A 19,279-nucleotide genomic window follows, 5' to 3' on the forward strand; every position below is an offset into this window, starting at 1 on the left:
GTCGACCTTTTCCTTACCATGGAAACGCTCTGCCGACTGAGCTAAGGGGGCATCACTCCATTAACGCTGCGGATTTAATTTAACCGCATCGCTTGAAGCCTGAGTTAGCTTAACCACCCGGCGATACTTTACACAAATCGGCAGTTCAGCGGCGGGTTTTATACCTTCCAAACACTCTGCATCCCAACGTCTTCAATGCGCTTAGGCCAGCCTCTCGCCAACTTAGCCTCCAGCCCCTCAACAGCCCACTGAATGTCGCTATCCGTTGGGTTGAGTGTCGCTAGAACGGGAATTCGTTAGTGCACATCGTTCTCACCTTCACATATACACAGGTCAGAGAGTTGACCTATGCACGGTCTTGCAAGACTTGGTGACGTTTTCCCGATCTAACGACATCCCACCGTGCAGCCTCCCCGCTGCCTCATGCCCAACTCTCGCACTGCGAACAGCAAAACCCGGTGGTCACCCCCCCCGCATCGGGAAGCAACCACCGGGTTGTTGTTTTGCCATTCGGCGCTGTGCCAGATGATGGATTCGAACCAACGAAGGCAGAGCCGGCGGATTTACAGTCCGCTCCCTTTGGCCGCTCGGGCAATCTGGCATGCACCATTCGGTGCGCTGGTAACTCTACTACGAGTAGCCCCAACTTATGCAAATCGCCAGCTCAAGCGCCCCTCCACTGGTTACCCCACCGGGAGCCACCCCACCAGCTACCCCAGCCGCTCCAAGGCGAAGTCCATCAAGTGACGCAGCGCCTGAGTCACCTGATTCTCGGGCAGCTTGGCCAGCTCATCTTCGCCGTATTGGCGGTAGCGCTGCACGACTTCAAAGGACTTCTCACGACCTTCGGAGCCACGGATAAGCTCCAGTGCCTCGTCCACCAAGGCGTCGTCTGTGACAGGTCCGGTGAGGATCTCGCGCAGTCGCGCCCCTGTGGCGTCATCCTGCTGCATTGCGTAAAGAACCGGCAGGGTGAACACGCCCTCGCGCAAGTCCGTGCCAGGCTGCTTGCCGGAAACCTCCGGGTCAGCCCAAATGTCGATGATGTCGTCGACGATCTGGAAGATCTGGCCGACGTTGCGGCCGAAGCGGAACAGTGCCTCGCGATGCTCCTCGGAAGCGCCGCTGTGCAGCGCGCCGAGCCAGCCAGCAGAGGCGATGAGCACACCCGTCTTCTCCTGGATGACGGTCAGGTAGTGCTCGATCTCGTCCTCCCCATCGCGGGCGCCGATGGTCTCCCGCATCTGGCCGGTCACCAGCTCCTGGAAGGTCTCCGCGAAGTGCTGCACCGTTTGGGCGCCAAGCGTTGCCATGATGTCGCTAGCGATGGCGAATAGGTAGTCGCCCGCCAAAATCGCCACGGAGTTGTTCCAGCGCTTGTTCGCGGATTCCGCACCGCGGCGCTGGTCGGACTCGTCCATCACGTCGTCGTGATACAGCGTAGCCAGGTGGGTCAGCTCCACCACGGCAGCGGCCTCGTTTACCTCCTGGGCGGTTGGCTTCTCACCGTAATAAGCCGCCAGCAGGGCAAACATCACGCGGAAGCGCTTGCCGCCAGCCTCAAAAAGATGGCTGATTTTGTCGGTGAGGAAGGACTCGCCAACCGACAGCCGATCCTTCAGCAGCTGTTCGACCTGCTGCATCGACTGGCCCAAGGCCTCGTTTAGTTGCGCGTCCCCCACGTCAGGGAGCGCCGGTTTACGGGGTGTGGCACTTGGCATGTCCGTAGTCAGCCTCGACTTTTCCTCTTGAACTGCGCATGCGGTCTTTCACATGCGGTCTTTTACATGTCTACCGACACTTTAGTCCATTAACGTGGCGGTGTTTAACGCACATGCGATCTACGCCTCGACCTCCCCGCCAGCCCTTCCCCACCCCGTGGAACAATGGGGGTCGATGAATCCTCCCGCTTCTGAAACTTTCAACGCTGAGCCCCACGGCATCGAGTGCGATCTCGCCGTCATTGGAGCAGGCCCGGCTGGTTCCGCCGCCGCTTTCCACGCCGCCCGCGCTGGCCTCGACGTCGTGATGGTGGACATGGCTGACGTGCCGGGTTCTGTGCCGGACACTGCACCCAGCCCCCTCCCGGTCGGCCGCGATAAGACCTGCGGCGATGGCCTCACCCCGCGCGCCGTCGACGCCCTGGAGTCGATGGGCGCGCTCCACCTCCTCGACGACGCCCCGTACATTCGAGGGCTCAAACTGCACGGCTTCGGCGGTTCCATCACCGCGCCGTGGCCTTCAGGAAGCTTCCCGCAACGCGGCTCCGCCATCCCCCGCACGCGCCTGGATGCCGCCCTCGCCGGAATCGCTATCGCTGCGGGTGCTCGCTTTATTCAAGCGAAGATTAGTGACGCCACCTCGGACCCAGTAACCCAGCAGCTCAGCGAGGTCGCCGGCACTCGCACCGGTGAGGGCGTGCAAGGTTCATCCGCGCCCGTGAAGATCCGTGCGCGCTTCTTCGTCCTGGCCGAGGGCGTGCGCAGCGGCATTGCTCGCAAGCTGGGCGTGCAGTGGGATAAAGGGCTGGTCCACGGCATTGCGGCCCGCAGTTACATCAACACCCCCTTCGGCGACGAGCCGTGGATCCACTCGCACTTGGAACTCAACGACGCTTCCGGAACCGCCCAGCCGGGCTACGGGTGGGTGTTCCCCCTGGGCAATCCGGCCGAAGGAGCGGATCGCGGCCCGGCTGAAGGCATCGGCAAAGCAAACCTCGGCTGCGGAGTGCTAGCCACCACCAAGCGCCCCGCCAAGGTGAACACCAAAAAGCTGCTGCGCGACTACGCGCGCCAAGTCAGCGGCGAATGGGCCATCGAGGGAGAACCGGAATCCATCACCTCCGCCCTCCTGCCGATGGGCGGAGCCGTCAGCCGCGTGGCTGGCCCCAACTGGGCCGCCATCGGAGATACCGCCGCCCTGGTCAATCCGCTAAACGGCGAAGGCATCGACTACGCCTTGGAATCCGCCGAGTTACTGGTCCGGTTGTTGGTTGACCAGTGGGGCGTGCCGGAGAAGTGGGCGTCCAAAATAAAGGGCCACAACGGCGCCGGTATAGAGCCAGAATGGACGGATCAGCTGCAGAAACACTACGGCGAGGCGTTCGGGCTGGCGCGGCGGCTGGCGGTGGTTTTGACGATGCCGGGGCTGATGAGCGCGCTCGGGCCGCTGGGCATGCGCGGGCCGCTGGCGAACCGCGTGATGGGCGTGGCGACACGCCTGATGGGGAACCTCGTGAACCCCGCCGACCGCGACGTGGCCGCTAGGCTGTGGCGGGGTGCTGGGAAGGTTGTGAACCTCGCACCGATCGACGAGCCGTTCGCGGCGCGGAAGTAGCCGCCGCTGCTGGCCGCGCGGATGAGTTCCAGTTAGACGCGGATCGCGCTGTGAAGCGCCACGATTCCGCCGGTGAGGTTCTGCCAGCCGACCTCTCTCCAACCGCAGTCGCGGATCTCCGCAGCGAGTTCCTCCTGGTCGGGCCAGGCGCGGATAGACTCGGCGAGGTACTCGTAGGCGTCCGCGTTGGAGCTAACCACCTTCGCGACCTTCGGCAGGGCGCGCATCAGGTATTCCTTGTACACCGTCTTGAAGATCGGGATGACGGGGGTGGAAAACTCCGCGACGGCGAGCTTGCCGCCGGGCTTCGTCACGCGCGCCATTTCACGCAGGCCGGCACGGAAATCCACAATGTTGCGCAGGCCGTAGTTGATCGTCACTGCGTCGAAGGTCTCGTCGGCGAACGGCAGGTTCGTGCCGTCCGCGCACACCATCGGCACGTCGCGGTGGGAGCCAGCAGCGAGCATTCCGAAGGAGAAGTCGCAGGCGATGCAGGTGGCGCCCGTGCGGGCGAACTCTTCGGTGGATACGCCCGTGCCCGCGGCGAGGTCGAGCACCAGGTCGCCGGGCTTTAGGTCGAGGCGCTTGCGGGTGCGGATGCGCCAATAGCGATCCTGGCCGAAGCTCAACACCGTGTTGGTGAGGTCGTAGTTCTTGCCTACCGCGTCGAACATCGACGCGACTTCATTCGGCTTCTTTTCCAAACTTGCCCGAGACACGACTCACATCTTAGCGCGGGCGCTGCGTTTACTTAGCGGCGGGCTCAGCACCTTCCTTGACGGCGGGTTCAGTGCTGACCTGCGGGGCTGGCTCGGCCGAAGCCTCAACGGTGGTCTGGGCGGTGGTCTCAGCGGTGGTCTCCTCAGCTGCGGGGCGGCGCACCTCGCGCACACCCGTGAAGTCGCGCTGCGAACCCTTGCGCGGGGCCGCCTTGCCACCCTGCGCGATGGCCTGGCGGTAGTAGCCGAGCAGCTGGTCGCACAGGCTGGACCAGCTCTTGTTCTGCACGCCCTCGAAGGCGTTGTCACGGTAGGTATCCACGTCCCCGGCAAGGATGGTGTCCACTGCCTCGACCAGCTCGGCCTCGAAGTTCTCGACGTTCAGCAGGTAGCCGTTGTGGCCGGGCTTGATGAGGTCGATCGGGCCGCCGGCAGCCGGGCCGATGGTCGCCACGCGGGAAGCCTGGGCCTCCTGGATCGCCTGGCAGAAGGTCTCGTACTGGCCGGTGTGAACGAAAATGTCCAGGCTGGCGAAGGCGTGAGCCAGGTCCTCGCCGTACAGCCCGCCAGTGAACACTGCGGTAGGCATCCGGGACTTAAGGTCGTCCATCTCCGGGCCGTCGCCGACGATCACCAGCTGCACGTCGTCCCGGCCGTTCAGGGCAGCCATGCGCTCCACGGACTTCTCGGCGGCCAGACGACCGACGAAGCCGACGATGGTGCGGCAGCTCTCCAGGCCGGCGGCGTCACCCACGTTGCCACGCTTCTTCTCGCCTTCCAGCAGCCACTCGCGGCGCAGCTCCTCGGAACGCTTGGAGGGGTGGAAGCGTTCCGTATCCACGCCACGACCCCAGTGCGCCACACCCCGCACTCGGTTCTCTTCCAGCTCGCGCATCGTCACGGAGCTCGGGGCCAGCGTCATGGCGCACATGTTGTGCATGACGCGCACCCAGCGCCACGCCATCTTGGACAGGAACTTCATTTTGTAGTTGTTGGCGAAGCCCGCCACGTCGGTCTGGAAGATAGCCACGCAAGGCAGCTTCAGCGCCCGCGCCGCCACGGCACCCGCACCGCCGAGCACGAAGGGGCTGGCCAGGTGAACCACGTCTGGCTGGAACTTCTTCAGCTCCGTGTACACGCTCGGCATCGGCACGCCGATCGGCAGGGAGTTAATGCCCGGCACGTCCACGGCGGGCACGCGAGCGATGCGGTAGCCCTCGTAGGTTGCAATTTCCTCTTGCCCATTCGTTGCCCCCGGAGCTATCACTAGCGCTTCGTGTCCGTTGGCACGCAGGTGCTCCAGCACTCGGAGCACGGAATTGACCACGCCGTTTACGTTGGGCAGAAAGCTTTCGGCAACAATTGCAACTCGCATACCCTTCAGCATCCCTTTTTTAGTTCACGCCCGCGTTTCGTCTGGGTAAAAACATTAACAAGTCTAGGCAAACAGAAGGTTACTTTCATCGCTCAAAGTTTGTTTTTCTTCTGCCAGTGGCGGATCAGCAGCATCAGCATGGCGCACACGCCCAGCCCCAAAGCCATGGACGATAGTGCCGGCAGAAAAGCCAACGTCCATCCCCTCCCCTGCACCTTTACATTCTCGGGGTCGCTGACCTGGTACTCCACGCGCACGTTCTGCCCCTCCACTAGGCCGGAAGGGTACTTTAGCCCCTCCTCGGGCTGTTGGAAGTTGCCGTCTTCGTCACGGAAGCGAACGGTGGTCCGCAGCGTCTGCACCGAGACCACCTCCGCCGTCGCTTCGGCTTTGTCTCGCGAGATCGCAAAGTCATCCATCGCAGAGGTCACGATCATCCCGCCGCACACCAGCACCACTAGTCCCGTCAGGGCGATAACGGCTTGCTTCGCGCGCCGCAGCCTGCGCGCCGTGCGGATTTGTTTCGGGGTGAGCTCGTCGTTCCTCGCGGGGTCTATTGTGCTGCTCATTGCTTACCCGCAATTCTTTTTTCTATTTCTTGACGCCCGCGCCTGCTCACCTTCACTTCCAGCACCGTGATCCCGTTCCCACCGATTTCGGCGTGCTCGTCGATGGCTGTGGCGAGTTCCTCCACGCTGGTAGCCAGCTTGTGTTCCACCCCGAACCCGGCGCAGAGTTCCGCGAAGTCCAGATCCAGTGGAGTGCCGAAGACCCGCTCGAAGACGGCGGTGCCGTCGGCGAAGGTGCGCAAGCTCTCGGCCCCGGGCTCAAGGGTTTCGAAGATCCCGCCGCCGCTATCGTTGGTCAGCACGATCAGCAGGTTGTCGGGGCGCGGCTCGAGTGGTCCGATGTTCAGCCCGCCGAGGTCGTGGGCGAATGTCAGGTCGCCCATCACCGCAATAGTTCGGGGCGCGCGGATCGCGGTCGGGTCGGCGTGGGCGTGCGCCATCGCCGCACCCACGGCGGTGGAGATGGTTCCGTCGATTCCCGCCGCCCCACGGTTGGCGATCGCCTGGACCCCGTCGAAGGGCAGTCCGGCGCGGGAGGCATCCCGCACCGCCGTAGACGCCCCTAGTACAAGGAGGTCCCCGTCGCGCAGGGCGTCCGCAACAACGGCCACAGCATGCACCGCGGTGAATGGTTCGTGCTCGGCCAACCCGTCGCGCACCTGATTTACGCCCATGTCGCTGATGGCGCGGGCGACCTGCAGCCAGCTTTCCGCCTGCTCGCCACGCGGTCGGACGGTGCTTCCGACCTCGTCGACGTTGTCGAAAACGTCGGTGATGTTGCGGGTGTCGCTGAGGGCGATGACGTGGATGTCCTTGTTGGCCAGGAGCTTTGTGACGCCACGGTGGAGGGTTGGCCGGCCGATCACCACGACCTGTTCGGGTGTGGTGACCGCCGAGTGTTCGCCGTCGCTTATGACCTGGGTGCTGAACATGTCTACGGCCGCGCTGTGCACGGGGAAGTCGGGTGCCGGGGCGACGGGTTCCGCGATGGTCGGCACGTCCGCTAGTTCGTCCATGATCGAGCGTGCCCAGGCGACGTCGCTGACGGAGCCCGCGATGACTAGTGTGCGACGCGACAGGTCCACCTCGACCTGGCCATAGGGCAGCGTCCGGGGGCCGCGGGCGGGCTGACTGGGAGTGTGCGAGCCCTGCGGGCCTTCGGTCGCTTCTGCGTCTTCAGCAGCAGCAATTTCACCCGCCCACAGCGATAGCTCGTCCAGCGTTGGCGGCACGAGCGGTTCCCGCAGCGGCACGTCCAGGTGAGCCCCGCCGCCATCGATGGGGTCCGTTGCTGCAGCGATTAGCTTGCGCACCAAGTCGCGGAGCTCCGCTGCGGCATCGGTGCCCCTGGCGGCTTGACCCGTGCCAGCGTCGGTAACGGCGCCTTCCAGCGCCAGCTCGCCCGCGTTCAGGGTGCACACGGAGTGGGCGCCGAAGATCTCCGCCTGGTCGATGGTCTGGTTCGCTCCCGAGCCCAGCATGGAGAGCGGCCGGTTCGCCGAGAGCACGACCAGCGGCACGCCGGAAAGTGTGGCCTCCACCATGGCCGGCAGGCAGTTGGCCACGGCCGTCCCGGACGTCATAACGACCGGCACCGGCTTGCGCGATACCTTCGCCAGCCCCAGCGCCAGGAAAGCCGCCGAACGCTCGTCGGTGCGGACGTGCAGGCGCACCCGCCCGACCCTTTCCGCTTCCACGAACGCCAGGTTCAGCGGCGAGTTCCGCGAACCGGGACACAGCACCGCCTCCCGAACACCGCTACGAATCAGCTGGTCGACCAGCACCAACCCCGCACGCACTGCAACGGGGCTAGTCAGTGCAGCAGAGTTTGCGGCAGAGCGTGTGCCAGAGCCTTGAGTCGGATCCTGAGCCGGATCCTGGGAAGAACTATCAGCGTTAGTCACAGTTCCACAATCTACCTTCCGCCCGCTAGGTAGCCATAAGCCGCACGCAAGCGGTCCAGCCACCAATCACGCCGCTCGCCGGTGAGGCGGAACTCCGCCACCCGATCGGCATCTGGGGTTACAGCGCCGGTGTGCATGCGACCATCGACGATCCGCCGTTCTGCGAGGTCGTGTTCGAAGAGCGTGCCGGTGGCCAAGCCTGCGGCATTGGGTTCGGCGACCATGCCATCGTCATCGATGTGCACCAGGCTAGCGGCTGCCTGCAGGCCGGCACCCAGGCCAACTGCGGTATCCAGGGCCGAACTCACCGTGATGGATACGCCGCGTTGCGCGACCTCGCTGGCCACCCGACGGAGCTGATCCACACCGCCGAGCGGCGGCACCTTGAGCACGGCCACGTCGCACGCCCCCGCGTCGGTAACCTCCTTGACCGCTGTGATCGGATCCGCGCTCTTGCGGATGGCCTCGTCGGCCGCAACGCGCACGAACAATCCCCGCCGCATGAGGCTCCGGCGCACCTCCGCCAGCTCGGCGACGGTGCGGCAGGGCTGCTCCACATAATCCAGCGGACCGTCGGCGGCGAGGGTTTCTACGACCTCCAGAGCTTGCTGGACGGTCCAGCCACCATTGGCGTCCATGCGGATCTTCGGGGCACGTATTCCCTGGTCCGCATACCACTGCCGGACCGCACGGACGCGCTGAATGTCCTGGCGCATGCTGGCGGCCGGGTCGTTGGCCAGGGCTGTCTTCTCCGCGACCTTAACCTTCACAGTGGTGCAGCCCGGGTAACGCTCCATGAGCTCGCCGATGATCCCCGGCTGGGCGTCTACGTCCACCGCGGGGATGGTCGCGTTGACGGCCACCCATTCGTCAGTGGGGGCTGAACCGCTAGTTCCATAGCCGTACTGGATCGCCGAACGCAGCCACAGGGAGGCCTCGGCCGGCTCGTATTCCGGGAAGGGGGCAAACTCGGCCCACTGGTACGGGGCATCAATAAGAAGGGCCTCACGTACAGTCACGCCACGGAAGGGCACCCGCATCGGCAGGGCAACCACGTCGGCGCGCTCGAGTAACTCGGCGAGCGACGGCAGCGGAAAAGACAGGTGGGAAGATGCGGCGGAACTGTTCATGCTTCCTACCTTGCCAAAAGCGGCCGGCCGATAGAATGGCGGGCATGACTGATTCCAGCAACAACCCCTTCAAACCCGAGCTGTGGCGCCCGGTAGATGCGCCGGGCGTAAACAACTTCACGGACATCACCTACCACCGCCATGTTGGCGAAGGCCGCGCCAACGGCATCGTGCGCATCGCCTTTGACCGCCCCGAGGTGCGCAACGCCTTCCGCCCGCACACCGTCGATGAGTTGTACCGGGCGTTGGACCACGCGCGCCGCACTCCGGACGTGGGCACCATCCTGTTGACCGGCAACGGGCCTTCCCCGAAGGACGGCGGCTGGGCATTTTGCTCCGGCGGTGACCAGCGCATCCGCGGCCGTTCCGGTTATCAGTACGCCACCAACCACGATTCGGACGTCGCTGCCGCTGGCGCAGAAGGGGTGGACGAGGCCCGCGCGAAGGTGGAGGGCGGCCGCCTGCACATTCTGGAGGTGCAGCGCCTGATCCGCACGATGCCGAAGGTTGTGATCTGCCTGGTCAACGGCTGGGCCGCCGGTGGCGGGCACAGCCTGCACGTGGTGTGCGACCTGACCCTGGCTTCCCGCGAGCACGCGAAGTTCAAGCAGACGGACGCCGACGTCGGCTCCTTCGACGCAGGCTATGGCTCCGCATACCTGGCCAAGCAGGTGGGCCAGAAGTTTGCCCGCGAGATCTTCTTCCTCGGCGAGGCCATCGACGCTGAAACGATGCACCAGATGGGTGCCGTGAACCGTGTGGTGGACCACGCGGATCTGGAGGACACCGCCATCGAATGGGGCCGCAAGATCAACACCAAGTCCCCCACCGCGCAACGCATGCTGAAGTTCGCCTTCAACCTAACCGACGATGGGTTGATGGGCCAGCAGGTTTTCGCAGGTGAGGCTACGCGCCTGGCCTACATGACCGACGAGGCCGTAGAAGGCAAGGATGCCTTCCTGGAGAAGCGCGAGCCGAACTGGGACGATTTCCCGTACTACTACTAACTAAGGCAGTCCGGGGCTCTCTAAGACAAGTCTTCTTGGACAATTCTGCGCCCTTGGCGAAGCCCGCCTGTCGTCCAATGACTCAGGACGCACAGCGCCAAAGCAAGAACTGAAGTGAGTACGACATGCGGCTCCGTGGGCGCAGGTATCAGCCGAGAGTCCCCTAGAGGAACTAAAGAACGGTAGGCCGGCATAAACCCCTGGATTGCGATACAAGCCGCATAGAAGCCCAGGGAGCTAACTCCCGCCCAGTAGGGACCAATCCACGGTGATAACCCGAGAGTCACCGATGCTACAAGGGTGCTGCTTGTCAGCATCATCAACACTACGATGTTGGCAGGGTAAATTCTCAATAGCTGCCCCATTGCCACCGCCGCCACAAGCCATATACCCACGAAGGTGACGCACAGGGAAAACAATGCAACCCCTCGTGCACGTGAAGAACTGCCTTCCCATTGAGCACTTAGAGGTTCAATCAAAACTGCCGCCACAGTACTCAAAAGTAGGAAGACCAACTCCATGTAGAGCACGTATTTAGGCTCATATACCGTGTCCCAGTTCACTTGAAATCCACCATCGCCAACCAAGACAACTGCAAACATTGCCAGGAGGGAGGCGCCCACAACCCAACTCAGTCTTCGGGTCTGCCAACCGTACTTAAGAACCTGCATTAGTACCGCCAGAATAACTGCAGGTACTCAGTTCTTCACTGTGGTCCTGCACGATCGTTTCCATCTGAACGTCATTAAACTGTCGCTCTTTAGGATGGTCTGGTTCGCTACTAAAAGTTTCACGGGCCGTGACGGGAACCCTAGACAACAGCCAGTCGTTAACTTCGAAAGAAGTGTTGACAGCAGACTCGGAGGATTCCGGTCCACACACTAGAACCCCGGAAATAGCTTCGATCAATAAAGCACCAAAACGAGATCCTTGACCAGGCTTAAGCTCTACAATTCCAACGCCATAAGGCAAAGGCTTCGCTGTATCGACCAGGGACGAATCTTTCATTTCATAGAAACCCGCCCTCGACCTCCCTACAACATCATCGACTGCATTGAGCGAGGTTCTAATTCTTACTAATTCGGGCTGGTTCTCCTCGTGTACACACACTGTGCGCTCACCGACTACCTCACAGACCTGTTTTTCTCTGGCAGAGGCAGAATACTCAAAAACCTCCACGGGGCCGGTAGGCGAAACCAAAGCGATGATAAACACGGCAATGGGGGCAGCCAAGGACATAGTCACTCTAGAAATGACTCCCCGAGACCTCGTAGCGCCAGCACTATAGAGAGTAAGAACCAAAATCACTATAAAGACAAGCCCCAACAGTAATTGACGGTTCAGCCAAATATCTGAATAAATGAAACTAGGTAGCTTCTCAGCCGGAAGTATCGGAATAAACCGCAAGGTCGAAAATCCATTAACTGCAGACATGGGAAGCACGGCGAGAAGGGCAACCGCAATCAGGGATACTTTCAGATCAGCAGCCAGGTAGCCAATGACATGACCAACAAACCCCGAAAAAACAATCGATCCTAAGATGGCCAGGTAAAGTTTAAACTCCGGTGTTCCACCCCCAGCTGTTGCAATAGCAAAGCCGAAGCAGATAAGCAGTACGGCAACAACGCTAACTATAGAGACCGCTAACCACGTTAATGTTGTCCAGATAGACTGCCCGTAAGGGCTAACTCGAGTTCCAGCCATAGTGCTTATCCGCCCCGGAGAGTGCCCGACGACCTGCAGCACCGCAGCTATCCCGCCTACGAGTGGCATCACGACGACAAGTGAGTTCGACAAGTTCGACTCAATAAGACCCCACTGCTGATAGGGAGCCTTCAACAACTCAAGTTGAAAGAGGACTTCCGTTAAGGTAATTACAACGGCACCCGCAAGCATGATCCAACCGAGGGAAGACCGAGCATACAATCTAATCATGCTTCGGATACTCCCCATTCTGGGATCGCAGGCTCTGAACCAAATCCGAGTATCCAGCTTCAAACTCAGTTCCATATCGAAGGTCATCGCTGGTAGCAAGACCCTCTCCCATACCCTCGAGAGACCCGGAGTACAGGAGCTGCCCCTCTGCTATGACCCATACATCATCAGCCAGATACCGAAGATCTTCCATATGGTGGGTAGAAATAAGGACGAGCCTGTCATCGCTAGCAGCGTCGGCAATGCATTTCCGCATTAGCATTCTCGATTCCGGATCCAACCCCGTAGTGGGCTCGTCGAGAATCATTACCTCCGGCTCGTGCACAAGGACGCACGCGAGTCCAAGCCGTTGCCGTTGTCCACCCGAGAGCGCACCAGCCTTCAGCACTTGCTGCTCATTCAGACGAACAACATCAAGCGAATTTTCCACAGCACGATTAAGTTGCTTCCCCGTTAGACCATTAACCCATCCAACATATTCAACAGTGTCTTTGACACACATCCCGGGAACAAACGTGAAACGCTGCGGTAAGTAGCCAATAGAAGAGTTTCTCTGATACTCATCCATCGTTTTCCGCCCTTGCTCTGTCACCAGGTAGACTGAACCCTTCGGTGATTTCAACCGACCAGTGACAATATTCAGCAAAGTACTCTTACCGGAACCATTCGGCCCCAAGATACCCGTGACACCTTCATTAAAAGTTCCAGTAATGGAGCGCAACACTGGCTTCTTACCAAAGATCTTCCTATACGAGAAGCTCAGTTCTTCTAATGATAGTTTCATGCGTCGGAACTCAACCTCACAGGAAAGTTAGCAACGCACACCGCGATCTCCTTGCTTCTTATTACCAGTATCGCTTCTGGCCAAGCCTGCAACCACAGCTTTCATTTTCACCTTTTTGGATCCATCTCCTTTTCAACATCGGGGCAGCAACTCCACCCTCAAAGGCATTAAATCCCAACAAGGACGAGGCATCAATAAGATAATTAAACCTAACCACTTTTGGGGGGCAAAATTGATTGGGCATGAACACCCCTCCACTAACCCCGCAGCTTATTCCACGCCGGGGGCATCGGGGCTTGCACGTCCAGCACCTCGCCATCCGGCAGCGGCACCACCAGCCTGCAGGCGTGCAGCATCAGCATCCGCACCCCCTTTTCCGCGGCCGCCCGGTTAGCGGCGGGTTTCCCGTAGCGAGAGTCCCCGATGATCGGATGGCCCAGGTGCTGCAGGTGCACGCGGATCTGGTGCTTCCGGCCTGTCAGCAGCTGTGTCTCCACGAGGGCACCCGCAGTTCCCCACGGCTTCTTCACCCACACCTTCGTTTCCGCCCGCTTCCCGACGCGGCGGTCCACCACCGTGGCCGCCCCGGTTTTGCGCAGTGGCGCCTCTATCCGCTGCGGTTGTCTACCGGTCCTTTTCACCCCACCGGAAACCACCGCCAGGTAGTAGCGTTGGATGTCCTCCCCGCCGGCACGCAGAAGCTCCTGCAGGTGCCGCAGCATCTTCGAGTTCTTGGCTACTATCAGTAGCCCGGAGGTTTCCTTATCAAGCCGGTGTGCCAGCTCTAGTTCCTTTTCCTTCGGCCGTAGCACGCGCAGCGCCTCGATCACCCCAGCCTTGACCCCACTGCCGACGTGCACGGCGATGTTGGCAGGCTTATTCACAACGAGCAGGTCGCCGTCTTCAAAAACGATATGCCGGGACAGCCTGCGGGCCAATTGTTCCGCCGCCTTGCGATCCCCCGTAGGCGTCGGTTTCTCCGCGGCGACTTCCAGGGCGGGCAAGCGAACCTTGTCGCCGGCAACGGTGCGCTGGTCGGGTTTGCACTTGGCGCCGTTCACGGTGATCTGCTTGGTGCGCATCAGGCGGAACAGCACCGTGGCGGGTACGCCCTTGACCTGCGAGCGGATGTACTTATCCAGGCGGCGATCCGTCTGCGAGTCGCTCACGATCAGGGTCTGAGGTTCGGAATGATTCATGGTGGCTCTGGCCTCTATCTGTAGCAGATTGACCTGCCACAAGCCCGGCCATGCCACCGCTAAGTTGGTAGCGTTAGCGACATGAATATTTTTAAAGATGTTTGCATCACGATTTCCCGCATCCTCGTGGGCATCGTGCTGATTGCCCACGGTTGGCAAAAGTACGATTCCTGGACCATCGACGGCACTGCACGATCCTTTGAATCCATGGGCGTGCCGTGGCCGAACGCTTCCGCGCAGATCGCCACCTACTTCGAGCTCGCCGCGGGCGTGCTACTGATCCTCGGCCTGCTGGTTCGGATCGTCGGCCCGCTGCTGTTTATCCAAATGGCCTTCGCTTTTGGCTTCGCTCACTGGGGCAAGGGTGTCTTCGTCGCCGATGGCGGTTGGGAGCTCGTCGGGGTTCTGGGTGCGGCGGGCCTCGCCCTGGCCGCGTCCGGCTCGGGTCGCTTTAGCTTGGACTATCTCTTTATGACGCCCGTACGTGCCCGCAAGGAACGTAAAGAGAAGGCGGCGCAGGAGGCCAACGGTAGTTATGCTCCCGCAGCCGCGCCTGCCGGAGCGGCTGGAGCATCGAATGCAGCTCCAAATGCTGGGCAGAGCCCATTCAGCAGCTATGGGTCCGCCAACCAGGGTTCCAACTTCCAGGGCTCCAATTATCAGAATTCTAATTTCCAGGGCTCGCCCGCGCAGGCTCCCAACAACCAGGGTTCCAACCTCTGGGGCAACAACCAGGGAAATAAGCCTCAGAACAATAAGCCCCAGAACAATACGCCCTGGAACAATCGAGGAAACGACGGCTACGCTGGCTACACCATCGGTAGCACGGACAGCGCTGGCAGTGCTGGCGCCGCTGGCGTTGCCGGTGGCGCCGGTGCAGCGGGCATGACGAACGGCAGCGACGCTGATGCCCCTACCACCCAGTGGAACAGCGACCAAAGCAGCGGCCCCTCCAGCAACAACAGCTTTGGCGGCTTCTCCAACTCCGGTTCAGATTCCGGCTCGGACAGCGGCTCCAGCGGTGGAGACGGCGGCGGAGATGGCGGCGGTGGCGACTAAAGGCCACAGTCCACCCGCGCCCTGCATCTGAGCAGTTGAGCATCTGAGCATCACACACTACCCCGCAGGAGGGCAGAAACCCTCCCCTGCGGGGTTTTGCTTTTGAGTTCTCTTAACCCAAATAAGGTGGGTAGAAAAAATCCTTGACGTTTCCAACAATTGTTGATTACCCTATGTTTTAATGTTGAAAACCCACGGATTCTGAGGAAGGAGAGAGCGCATCATGTTCAACCCATTTAGTCAGCTCCGAGCAAAGCTCTGGACAACCGACACCACCGGGGGACCCGATCCGGCACCCCTCGATGCGACCGATGCCCCCGATGTCGTCGATGCGTTCCCCCTCCCCGAGGAGTACCGCATCTACCTCGAAGCCAACCGTGACCTCCCTACCCCCTTCTTGAACGCTTTGGACACCCGCAGCCCCTCTTACCTCGATATCATCGCCTACCTCATCGACACCGGAAAGACTCCCGCCACTCGCCAGGATGTGCAGGCCAGCTTCCTCGCCGTCCACAAGCGCCTCCCCGGCCCAGCGGAGCTGGAATCCACTGTGAAGCGAGTCCAGGAGTTCGGCCTCGAGGCCAGCTAGCCTCGGCCCATCGTTATCCGAACCGGGATGACTGGGGCGGGCTGTCCAAGCCGACTTGTACATTGGTCAGCATGACCGGAAACTCCTCCCTCGTCCCACTGCAGCCGACCGTGATCAGCGCGGCCTCGCCCGAGCTTTTCACCACCTCCCTGGAGTCTCTAAAGCGGCTGCTCGCGGGCGAAATCTCCATCCTTCCCCTCCCCGCAGATTGGGAACAAACTTGCCCCGACCTGCCGGAACAAATGCGCGCGGGGAGCTCCCTTAAAGACGATCTGGTAGCGCCCGGCACACTCATCGCCTGCACCTCTGGTTCCACAGGAACACCGAAGGGTGCGGTGCTCGGGTCGCAGCAGCTCGCCACTAGTGCGGACGCCACAGCCTCCTTCATTGAGCGCCATTATCAAGCACAGCCGGGGGCGTGGCTACTCACACTTCCGGCCCATCACATCGCAGGACTGCAAGTGATGCTACGCAGTCTGCGGGCGGGCTACACTCCCCTGGCCGCCGCGCACCTGCAAGCTCAACACCTGCAAGCCCAACGCCTACGAGCTCAGCGCCCGCACGCCGGCGCGCGCTTCACCGCAACCGGCTTCATCGCAGACACAGAAGCATTGGCGGAAACCTACCCGGACGTGGACCTCTACACCTCCCTCGTACCCGCACAGCTAGAAAGAATCGCCGAATACCCCACCGCCGTTAAGGCGCTGAAACGCTACGCCTGCGTGCTGGTGGGTGGCGCGGCGGCGCGTGAGGGCGTCATAAAAAAGATGGCCGAGGAAGGAGCACAGATCGCGCTGACCTACGGCTCCAGCGAGACGGCGGGTGGGATGGTGTATAACGGCCGGTGCCTGCCGGGGGCGCGAGTGCGGATCGACGGCGCGGACGAGCGCGGGGCCGGGCGTGTGCGGACCAGCGGGCCGATGGTGGCGGACGGGTATCGCAACGTGGATTCGGCGGAGGCGTTTCCGGTGGCAGGTGAGTTCGTGACTTCCGACATCGGGGTGTTGGACGACGGCGTTCTAGAAGGCGACGGCGAAGATTCGAGCGGCACGCTGCGGATTCTCGGGCGCGCCGACGGGGCCATCAATACCGGCGGCTACAAGGTGCTTCCGGAGGAGGTGGAAAAGGCCATCTGCCAGGAAGTTCCAGGGGTCACGGTTGCGTTTGCGGCAGGCGTAAAGGATCCCAAGTACGCGGAGTTCGGCGAATCGATCGGGGCACTGGTGGTGCTGCGCGAGGTTAGTAAGGATACGGTCGAGCACCCTCGCGAAGTGACCGAACTGGTGCGCGAGGCAATGCGTGGGCAGGCGGGGCCAGGCCTTCTGCCCCGGCGTGCCTGGGCTATCCACGAGATGCCAACTACCGGGCCGGGAAAGACTAATCGGCAGCAAGCCGCCGCGATGCTGAACGAGCTCTACGGGCAGCCACGCATCTAAAGGCACGGGCACCTGCACGCCCCGGCACCTACGGACTTGGGCTCCGGCGCCCAAAGACTAGACTAAAGAGGTTTGCGGCACCCCACACTCACGGGCGCCGCTCCCCAGTGCGAGCCCCAAGAAAGGCGGACCATGACTTCCACACCCAGGCAGTACCCCGGCGCGACCCCGGCCCAGTGGCTGGAGGGAGCACGCCCGCACACCTGGGCGAACGCCGTTGCCCCGGTGCTGGCTGGCACCGCGGCGGCCACCCTGGCGAGCGAGGCAAACCCCCTGCGGGCCATACTGGCCGGGGTTGTCGCCCTAGCGATGATCGTCGGCGTGAACTACGCGAACGACTACTCCGATGGCATCAAGGGAACGGACGACGACCGCTCCGGGCCACTGCGCCTGACCGGCAGCGGACTCGTGGAGCCGAAGAAGGTCAAGTGCGCGGCGTTTGCCTCCTTCGGTGTGGGAGCGGTCGCCGGCATCGCGCTGAGCTTGCTGAGCGCTTGGTGGCTGGTCCTCGTCGGTGCGGCCTGCATTGCCGGCGCGTGGTTCTACACCGGCGGCAAGAACCCCTACGGCTACCGAGGACTGGGCGAAGTCGCGGTGTTCGTGTTCTTCGGCCTGGTCGCAGTGCTGGGAACGGAATTCACCCAGACCGGCAGCGTGAGCTGGCGCGGCCTGCTGCTGGCCGTCGCCGTCGGCAGCCTCTCCAGCGCCGTGAACCTAGCCAACAACCTGCGGGACATTCCTACTGACGCCGCCACCGGCAAAATCACCTTAGCCGTTCGCCTGGGGGACGCGAACACCCGCCGCCTGTGGGTAGGGCTGGTTTCCCTGGCGGTAATCGTCACCATCGGCATCAGCATCGGCCACTGGTGGGGGCTTATCGCCCTGCTGGCGGTTCCGCTATTCGTAGTAGCAGCTCGCCCGGTGACCGGCGGCGCGCAGGGCAGGGCCCTGATCCCCGTGCTGGGCATGCTGGGCCGCGGAATGCTGCTGTGGTCGGTCCTGGAGTTTGCCGCCGCCCTGCTGGCCTAGCCTGAGCAGCCCTGCTGATCCAGGCAGAACTAGCTTTGGGTTACGCGGGAGCCGGGCCGAAGGCCACCCCGCGGAAGCGGACATTGTCCGCGATCTGCTGGGTCAGGCTATCCCGCCAGGCCATGGGAACAGCGGAGCCCAATTTAAAGGTCACCCCTAGCACATCAACCGAGTAAATTCCTCGTGGCAGGTGCGGCACTAATGGCACCCCCGGCGCCGACTGAATGCGGTATATTTCCAGTGCAGACTGCGTCGGTACGCCAGGGCGACCAGGGCTACCGGGGCGGAGCACCACCTCAAGTGCAAACTCCCCATCCAAGACCCCGGCACTGCGTGTCCACTTATCGGCAAGCTCGGGGCCCAGCCCCACCGACTCCGGCCCCACACTTCGGTAGCGAGTGCTGATCACGTTCACCCGCGCAATGTCGCTCCATGGGATCCGTACAGCCGCATCCCCTACTCCCGAATCGTCCACTACAAGCGCTGGGTTGATCGTTGTACTGGACGTAGCCCGCGCGTTGGCCTGTCGCTGGCTGGTGTACCAGCCGAACATCGCAAGCCCCACCAAGGCGAGGGCCACCAGCGGAATCAGAGTCTTCTCGACCACCATCATGGCCACGCATCCCGCAGCGAGGGCGACGAATACTAGGCCAATAGCCAGCCCGCCGAGCTGCTTGCCACGTTGGGTTCGCGGGTTTACCCACACCACGACGTCCTGGGGTCTGCCATACATGGCAGTCAGTTTAATCGCCTTAGTCGTCCAGGCGCTCCCGCAGCTGGTTACGCAGCTCCTGCTTGTGGGCCTGCCTATCGGCATCCCACGCCGCCACCTGCTGTGTCACCCGCAGCCGCAGACCCTTGAACATGAACATCGACAGCGGCAGAGCCAGGATCAGCGCCAACGTCATGCTGATCAGCAGCGGGAAGTAGTTCGCCATTCCCAGCAACACCACGACCATGTGGATGATGAACGTCAGCACCAGGAACAAAACCAGTCGTAAGAAGCCGTACAGTGCAATGTCGCGTACGGCCTTGCCCTTGTCGACCGACGGGCCCTTAGAGCCCGCAAAGCCCTTATCTTCCGCCGTGTCCTTTGCCTTCACATCATCATTAGTCACACCCCCAACACTACGTTCACCCCCTGGATAACGGGTAATCACCGGCCGGAATTGAACGCGGGCGAATCCTCTATGCTGGAGGCCATGGGT

Annotated in this window: 17 protein-coding genes and 1 tRNA gene; 6 read left to right on the forward strand and 12 right to left on the reverse strand. The window is 62.0% G+C overall.

Features of this window, described 5'->3' with window-relative positions; all coding sequences use genetic code 11:
• Window positions 1–519: 519 nt before the first annotated feature.
• Both Q0331_RS06125 and Q0331_RS06130 read right to left on the reverse strand, forming a co-directional pair.
• Window positions 520–601 (reverse strand) — tRNA-Tyr (locus Q0331_RS06125).
• A 109-nt stretch (window positions 602–710) separates the two neighbouring features.
• Window positions 711–1,721, reverse strand: coding sequence for a polyprenyl synthetase family protein (locus tag Q0331_RS06130; RefSeq protein ID WP_298075564.1), 1,011 nt, complete (start codon window positions 1,719–1,721; stop codon window positions 711–713).
• Between the two features lie 175 nt (window positions 1,722–1,896).
• On the opposite strand from Q0331_RS06130, the gene Q0331_RS06135 reads away from it, so the two are divergent.
• Window positions 1,897–3,336, forward strand: a complete 1,440-nt coding sequence (locus Q0331_RS06135) for a geranylgeranyl reductase family protein (RefSeq protein ID WP_298075565.1) — start codon at window positions 1,897–1,899, stop codon at window positions 3,334–3,336.
• Between the two features lie 32 nt (window positions 3,337–3,368).
• Here Q0331_RS06135 and Q0331_RS06140 read toward each other — a convergent pair whose 3' ends face one another.
• The 5 genes from Q0331_RS06140 to Q0331_RS06160 all read right to left on the reverse strand — a co-directional run bounded on the left by Q0331_RS06140 (window position 3,369) and on the right by Q0331_RS06160 (window position 9,033).
• On the reverse strand, window positions 3,369–4,055 hold the full coding sequence (locus Q0331_RS06140) for a demethylmenaquinone methyltransferase (RefSeq protein WP_298075566.1): 687 nt from the start codon (window positions 4,053–4,055) through the stop codon (window positions 3,369–3,371).
• Window positions 4,056–4,083: 28 nt separating this feature from the next.
• Entirely contained in the window at window positions 4,084–5,430 is a 1,347-nt protein-coding gene (locus tag Q0331_RS06145) for a glycosyltransferase family 1 protein (protein ID WP_298075567.1), read from the reverse strand.
• A 92-nt stretch (window positions 5,431–5,522) separates the two neighbouring features.
• Window positions 5,523–5,999 carry a DUF3592 domain-containing protein gene (locus tag Q0331_RS06150; protein WP_298075568.1) on the reverse strand — a complete coding sequence of 159 codons (477 nt, stop codon included), beginning with the start codon at window positions 5,997–5,999 and terminating at the stop codon, window positions 5,523–5,525.
• A complete protein-coding gene (menD, locus tag Q0331_RS06155) occupies window positions 5,996–7,798 on the reverse strand; it encodes a 2-succinyl-5-enolpyruvyl-6-hydroxy-3-cyclohexene-1-carboxylic-acid synthase (protein WP_298075580.1) in 1,803 nt (600 codons plus the stop codon). The genes Q0331_RS06150 and menD overlap by 4 nt, the downstream gene beginning before the upstream one ends.
• A 116-nt stretch (window positions 7,799–7,914) precedes the next feature.
• Window positions 7,915–9,033: an o-succinylbenzoate synthase gene (locus Q0331_RS06160; protein ID WP_298075569.1), complete on the reverse strand. Its 1,119-nt coding sequence runs from the start codon at window positions 9,031–9,033 to the stop codon at window positions 7,915–7,917.
• A 44-nt stretch (window positions 9,034–9,077) separates the two neighbouring features.
• On the opposite strand from Q0331_RS06160, the gene Q0331_RS06165 reads away from it, so the two are divergent.
• The gene (locus Q0331_RS06165) at window positions 9,078–10,040 is read left to right on the forward strand and encodes a 1,4-dihydroxy-2-naphthoyl-CoA synthase (RefSeq protein ID WP_298075570.1); all 963 of its coding nucleotides are present in this window, start codon (window positions 9,078–9,080) and stop codon (window positions 10,038–10,040) included.
• A 657-nt stretch (window positions 10,041–10,697) separates the two neighbouring features.
• On the opposite strand, the gene Q0331_RS06170 is transcribed toward Q0331_RS06165, so the two are convergent.
• From Q0331_RS06170 to Q0331_RS06180, 3 genes are all read right to left on the reverse strand, one after another.
• A complete protein-coding gene (locus Q0331_RS06170) occupies window positions 10,698–11,975 on the reverse strand; it encodes an ABC transporter permease (RefSeq protein WP_298075571.1) in 1,278 nt (425 codons plus the stop codon).
• Complete coding sequence (locus Q0331_RS06175; RefSeq protein ID WP_298075572.1) at window positions 11,968–12,759, reverse strand: ATP-binding cassette domain-containing protein; 792 nt, start codon at window positions 12,757–12,759, stop codon at window positions 11,968–11,970. Before Q0331_RS06175 ends, Q0331_RS06170 begins: the two co-directional genes overlap by 8 nt.
• A gap of 257 nt (window positions 12,760–13,016) precedes the next feature.
• Window positions 13,017–13,958: an RluA family pseudouridine synthase gene (locus Q0331_RS06180; RefSeq protein ID WP_298075573.1), complete on the reverse strand. Its 942-nt coding sequence runs from the start codon at window positions 13,956–13,958 to the stop codon at window positions 13,017–13,019.
• An 81-nt stretch (window positions 13,959–14,039) separates the two neighbouring features.
• On the opposite strand from Q0331_RS06180, the gene Q0331_RS06185 reads away from it, so the two are divergent.
• From Q0331_RS06185 to Q0331_RS06200, 4 genes are all read left to right on the forward strand, one after another.
• Entirely contained in the window at window positions 14,040–15,017 is a 978-nt protein-coding gene (locus Q0331_RS06185) for a DoxX family protein (RefSeq protein ID WP_298075574.1), read from the forward strand.
• A gap of 223 nt (window positions 15,018–15,240) precedes the next feature.
• On the forward strand, window positions 15,241–15,606 hold the full coding sequence (locus Q0331_RS06190) for a hypothetical protein (protein ID WP_298075575.1): 366 nt from the start codon (window positions 15,241–15,243) through the stop codon (window positions 15,604–15,606).
• 71 nt (window positions 15,607–15,677) lie between these two features.
• The gene (locus Q0331_RS06195; protein WP_298075576.1) at window positions 15,678–17,042 is read left to right on the forward strand and encodes an AMP-binding protein; all 1,365 of its coding nucleotides are present in this window, start codon (window positions 15,678–15,680) and stop codon (window positions 17,040–17,042) included.
• Between the two features lie 132 nt (window positions 17,043–17,174).
• Window positions 17,175–18,071: a 1,4-dihydroxy-2-naphthoate polyprenyltransferase gene (locus Q0331_RS06200; RefSeq protein WP_298075577.1), complete on the forward strand. Its 897-nt coding sequence runs from the start codon at window positions 17,175–17,177 to the stop codon at window positions 18,069–18,071.
• 40 nt (window positions 18,072–18,111) lie between these two features.
• Here Q0331_RS06200 and Q0331_RS06205 read toward each other — a convergent pair whose 3' ends face one another.
• Both Q0331_RS06205 and Q0331_RS06210 read right to left on the reverse strand, forming a co-directional pair.
• Complete coding sequence (locus Q0331_RS06205; RefSeq protein WP_298075578.1) at window positions 18,112–18,804, reverse strand: hypothetical protein; 693 nt, start codon at window positions 18,802–18,804, stop codon at window positions 18,112–18,114.
• A 19-nt stretch (window positions 18,805–18,823) separates the two neighbouring features.
• Window positions 18,824–19,189: a DUF4229 domain-containing protein gene (locus Q0331_RS06210; RefSeq protein WP_298075579.1), complete on the reverse strand. Its 366-nt coding sequence runs from the start codon at window positions 19,187–19,189 to the stop codon at window positions 18,824–18,826.
• Window positions 19,190–19,279 lie beyond the last annotated feature (90 nt).

It is taken from the genome of uncultured Corynebacterium sp. (assembly GCF_937999985.1).
Classification (GTDB): Bacteria; Actinomycetota; Actinomycetes; order Mycobacteriales; family Mycobacteriaceae; genus Corynebacterium.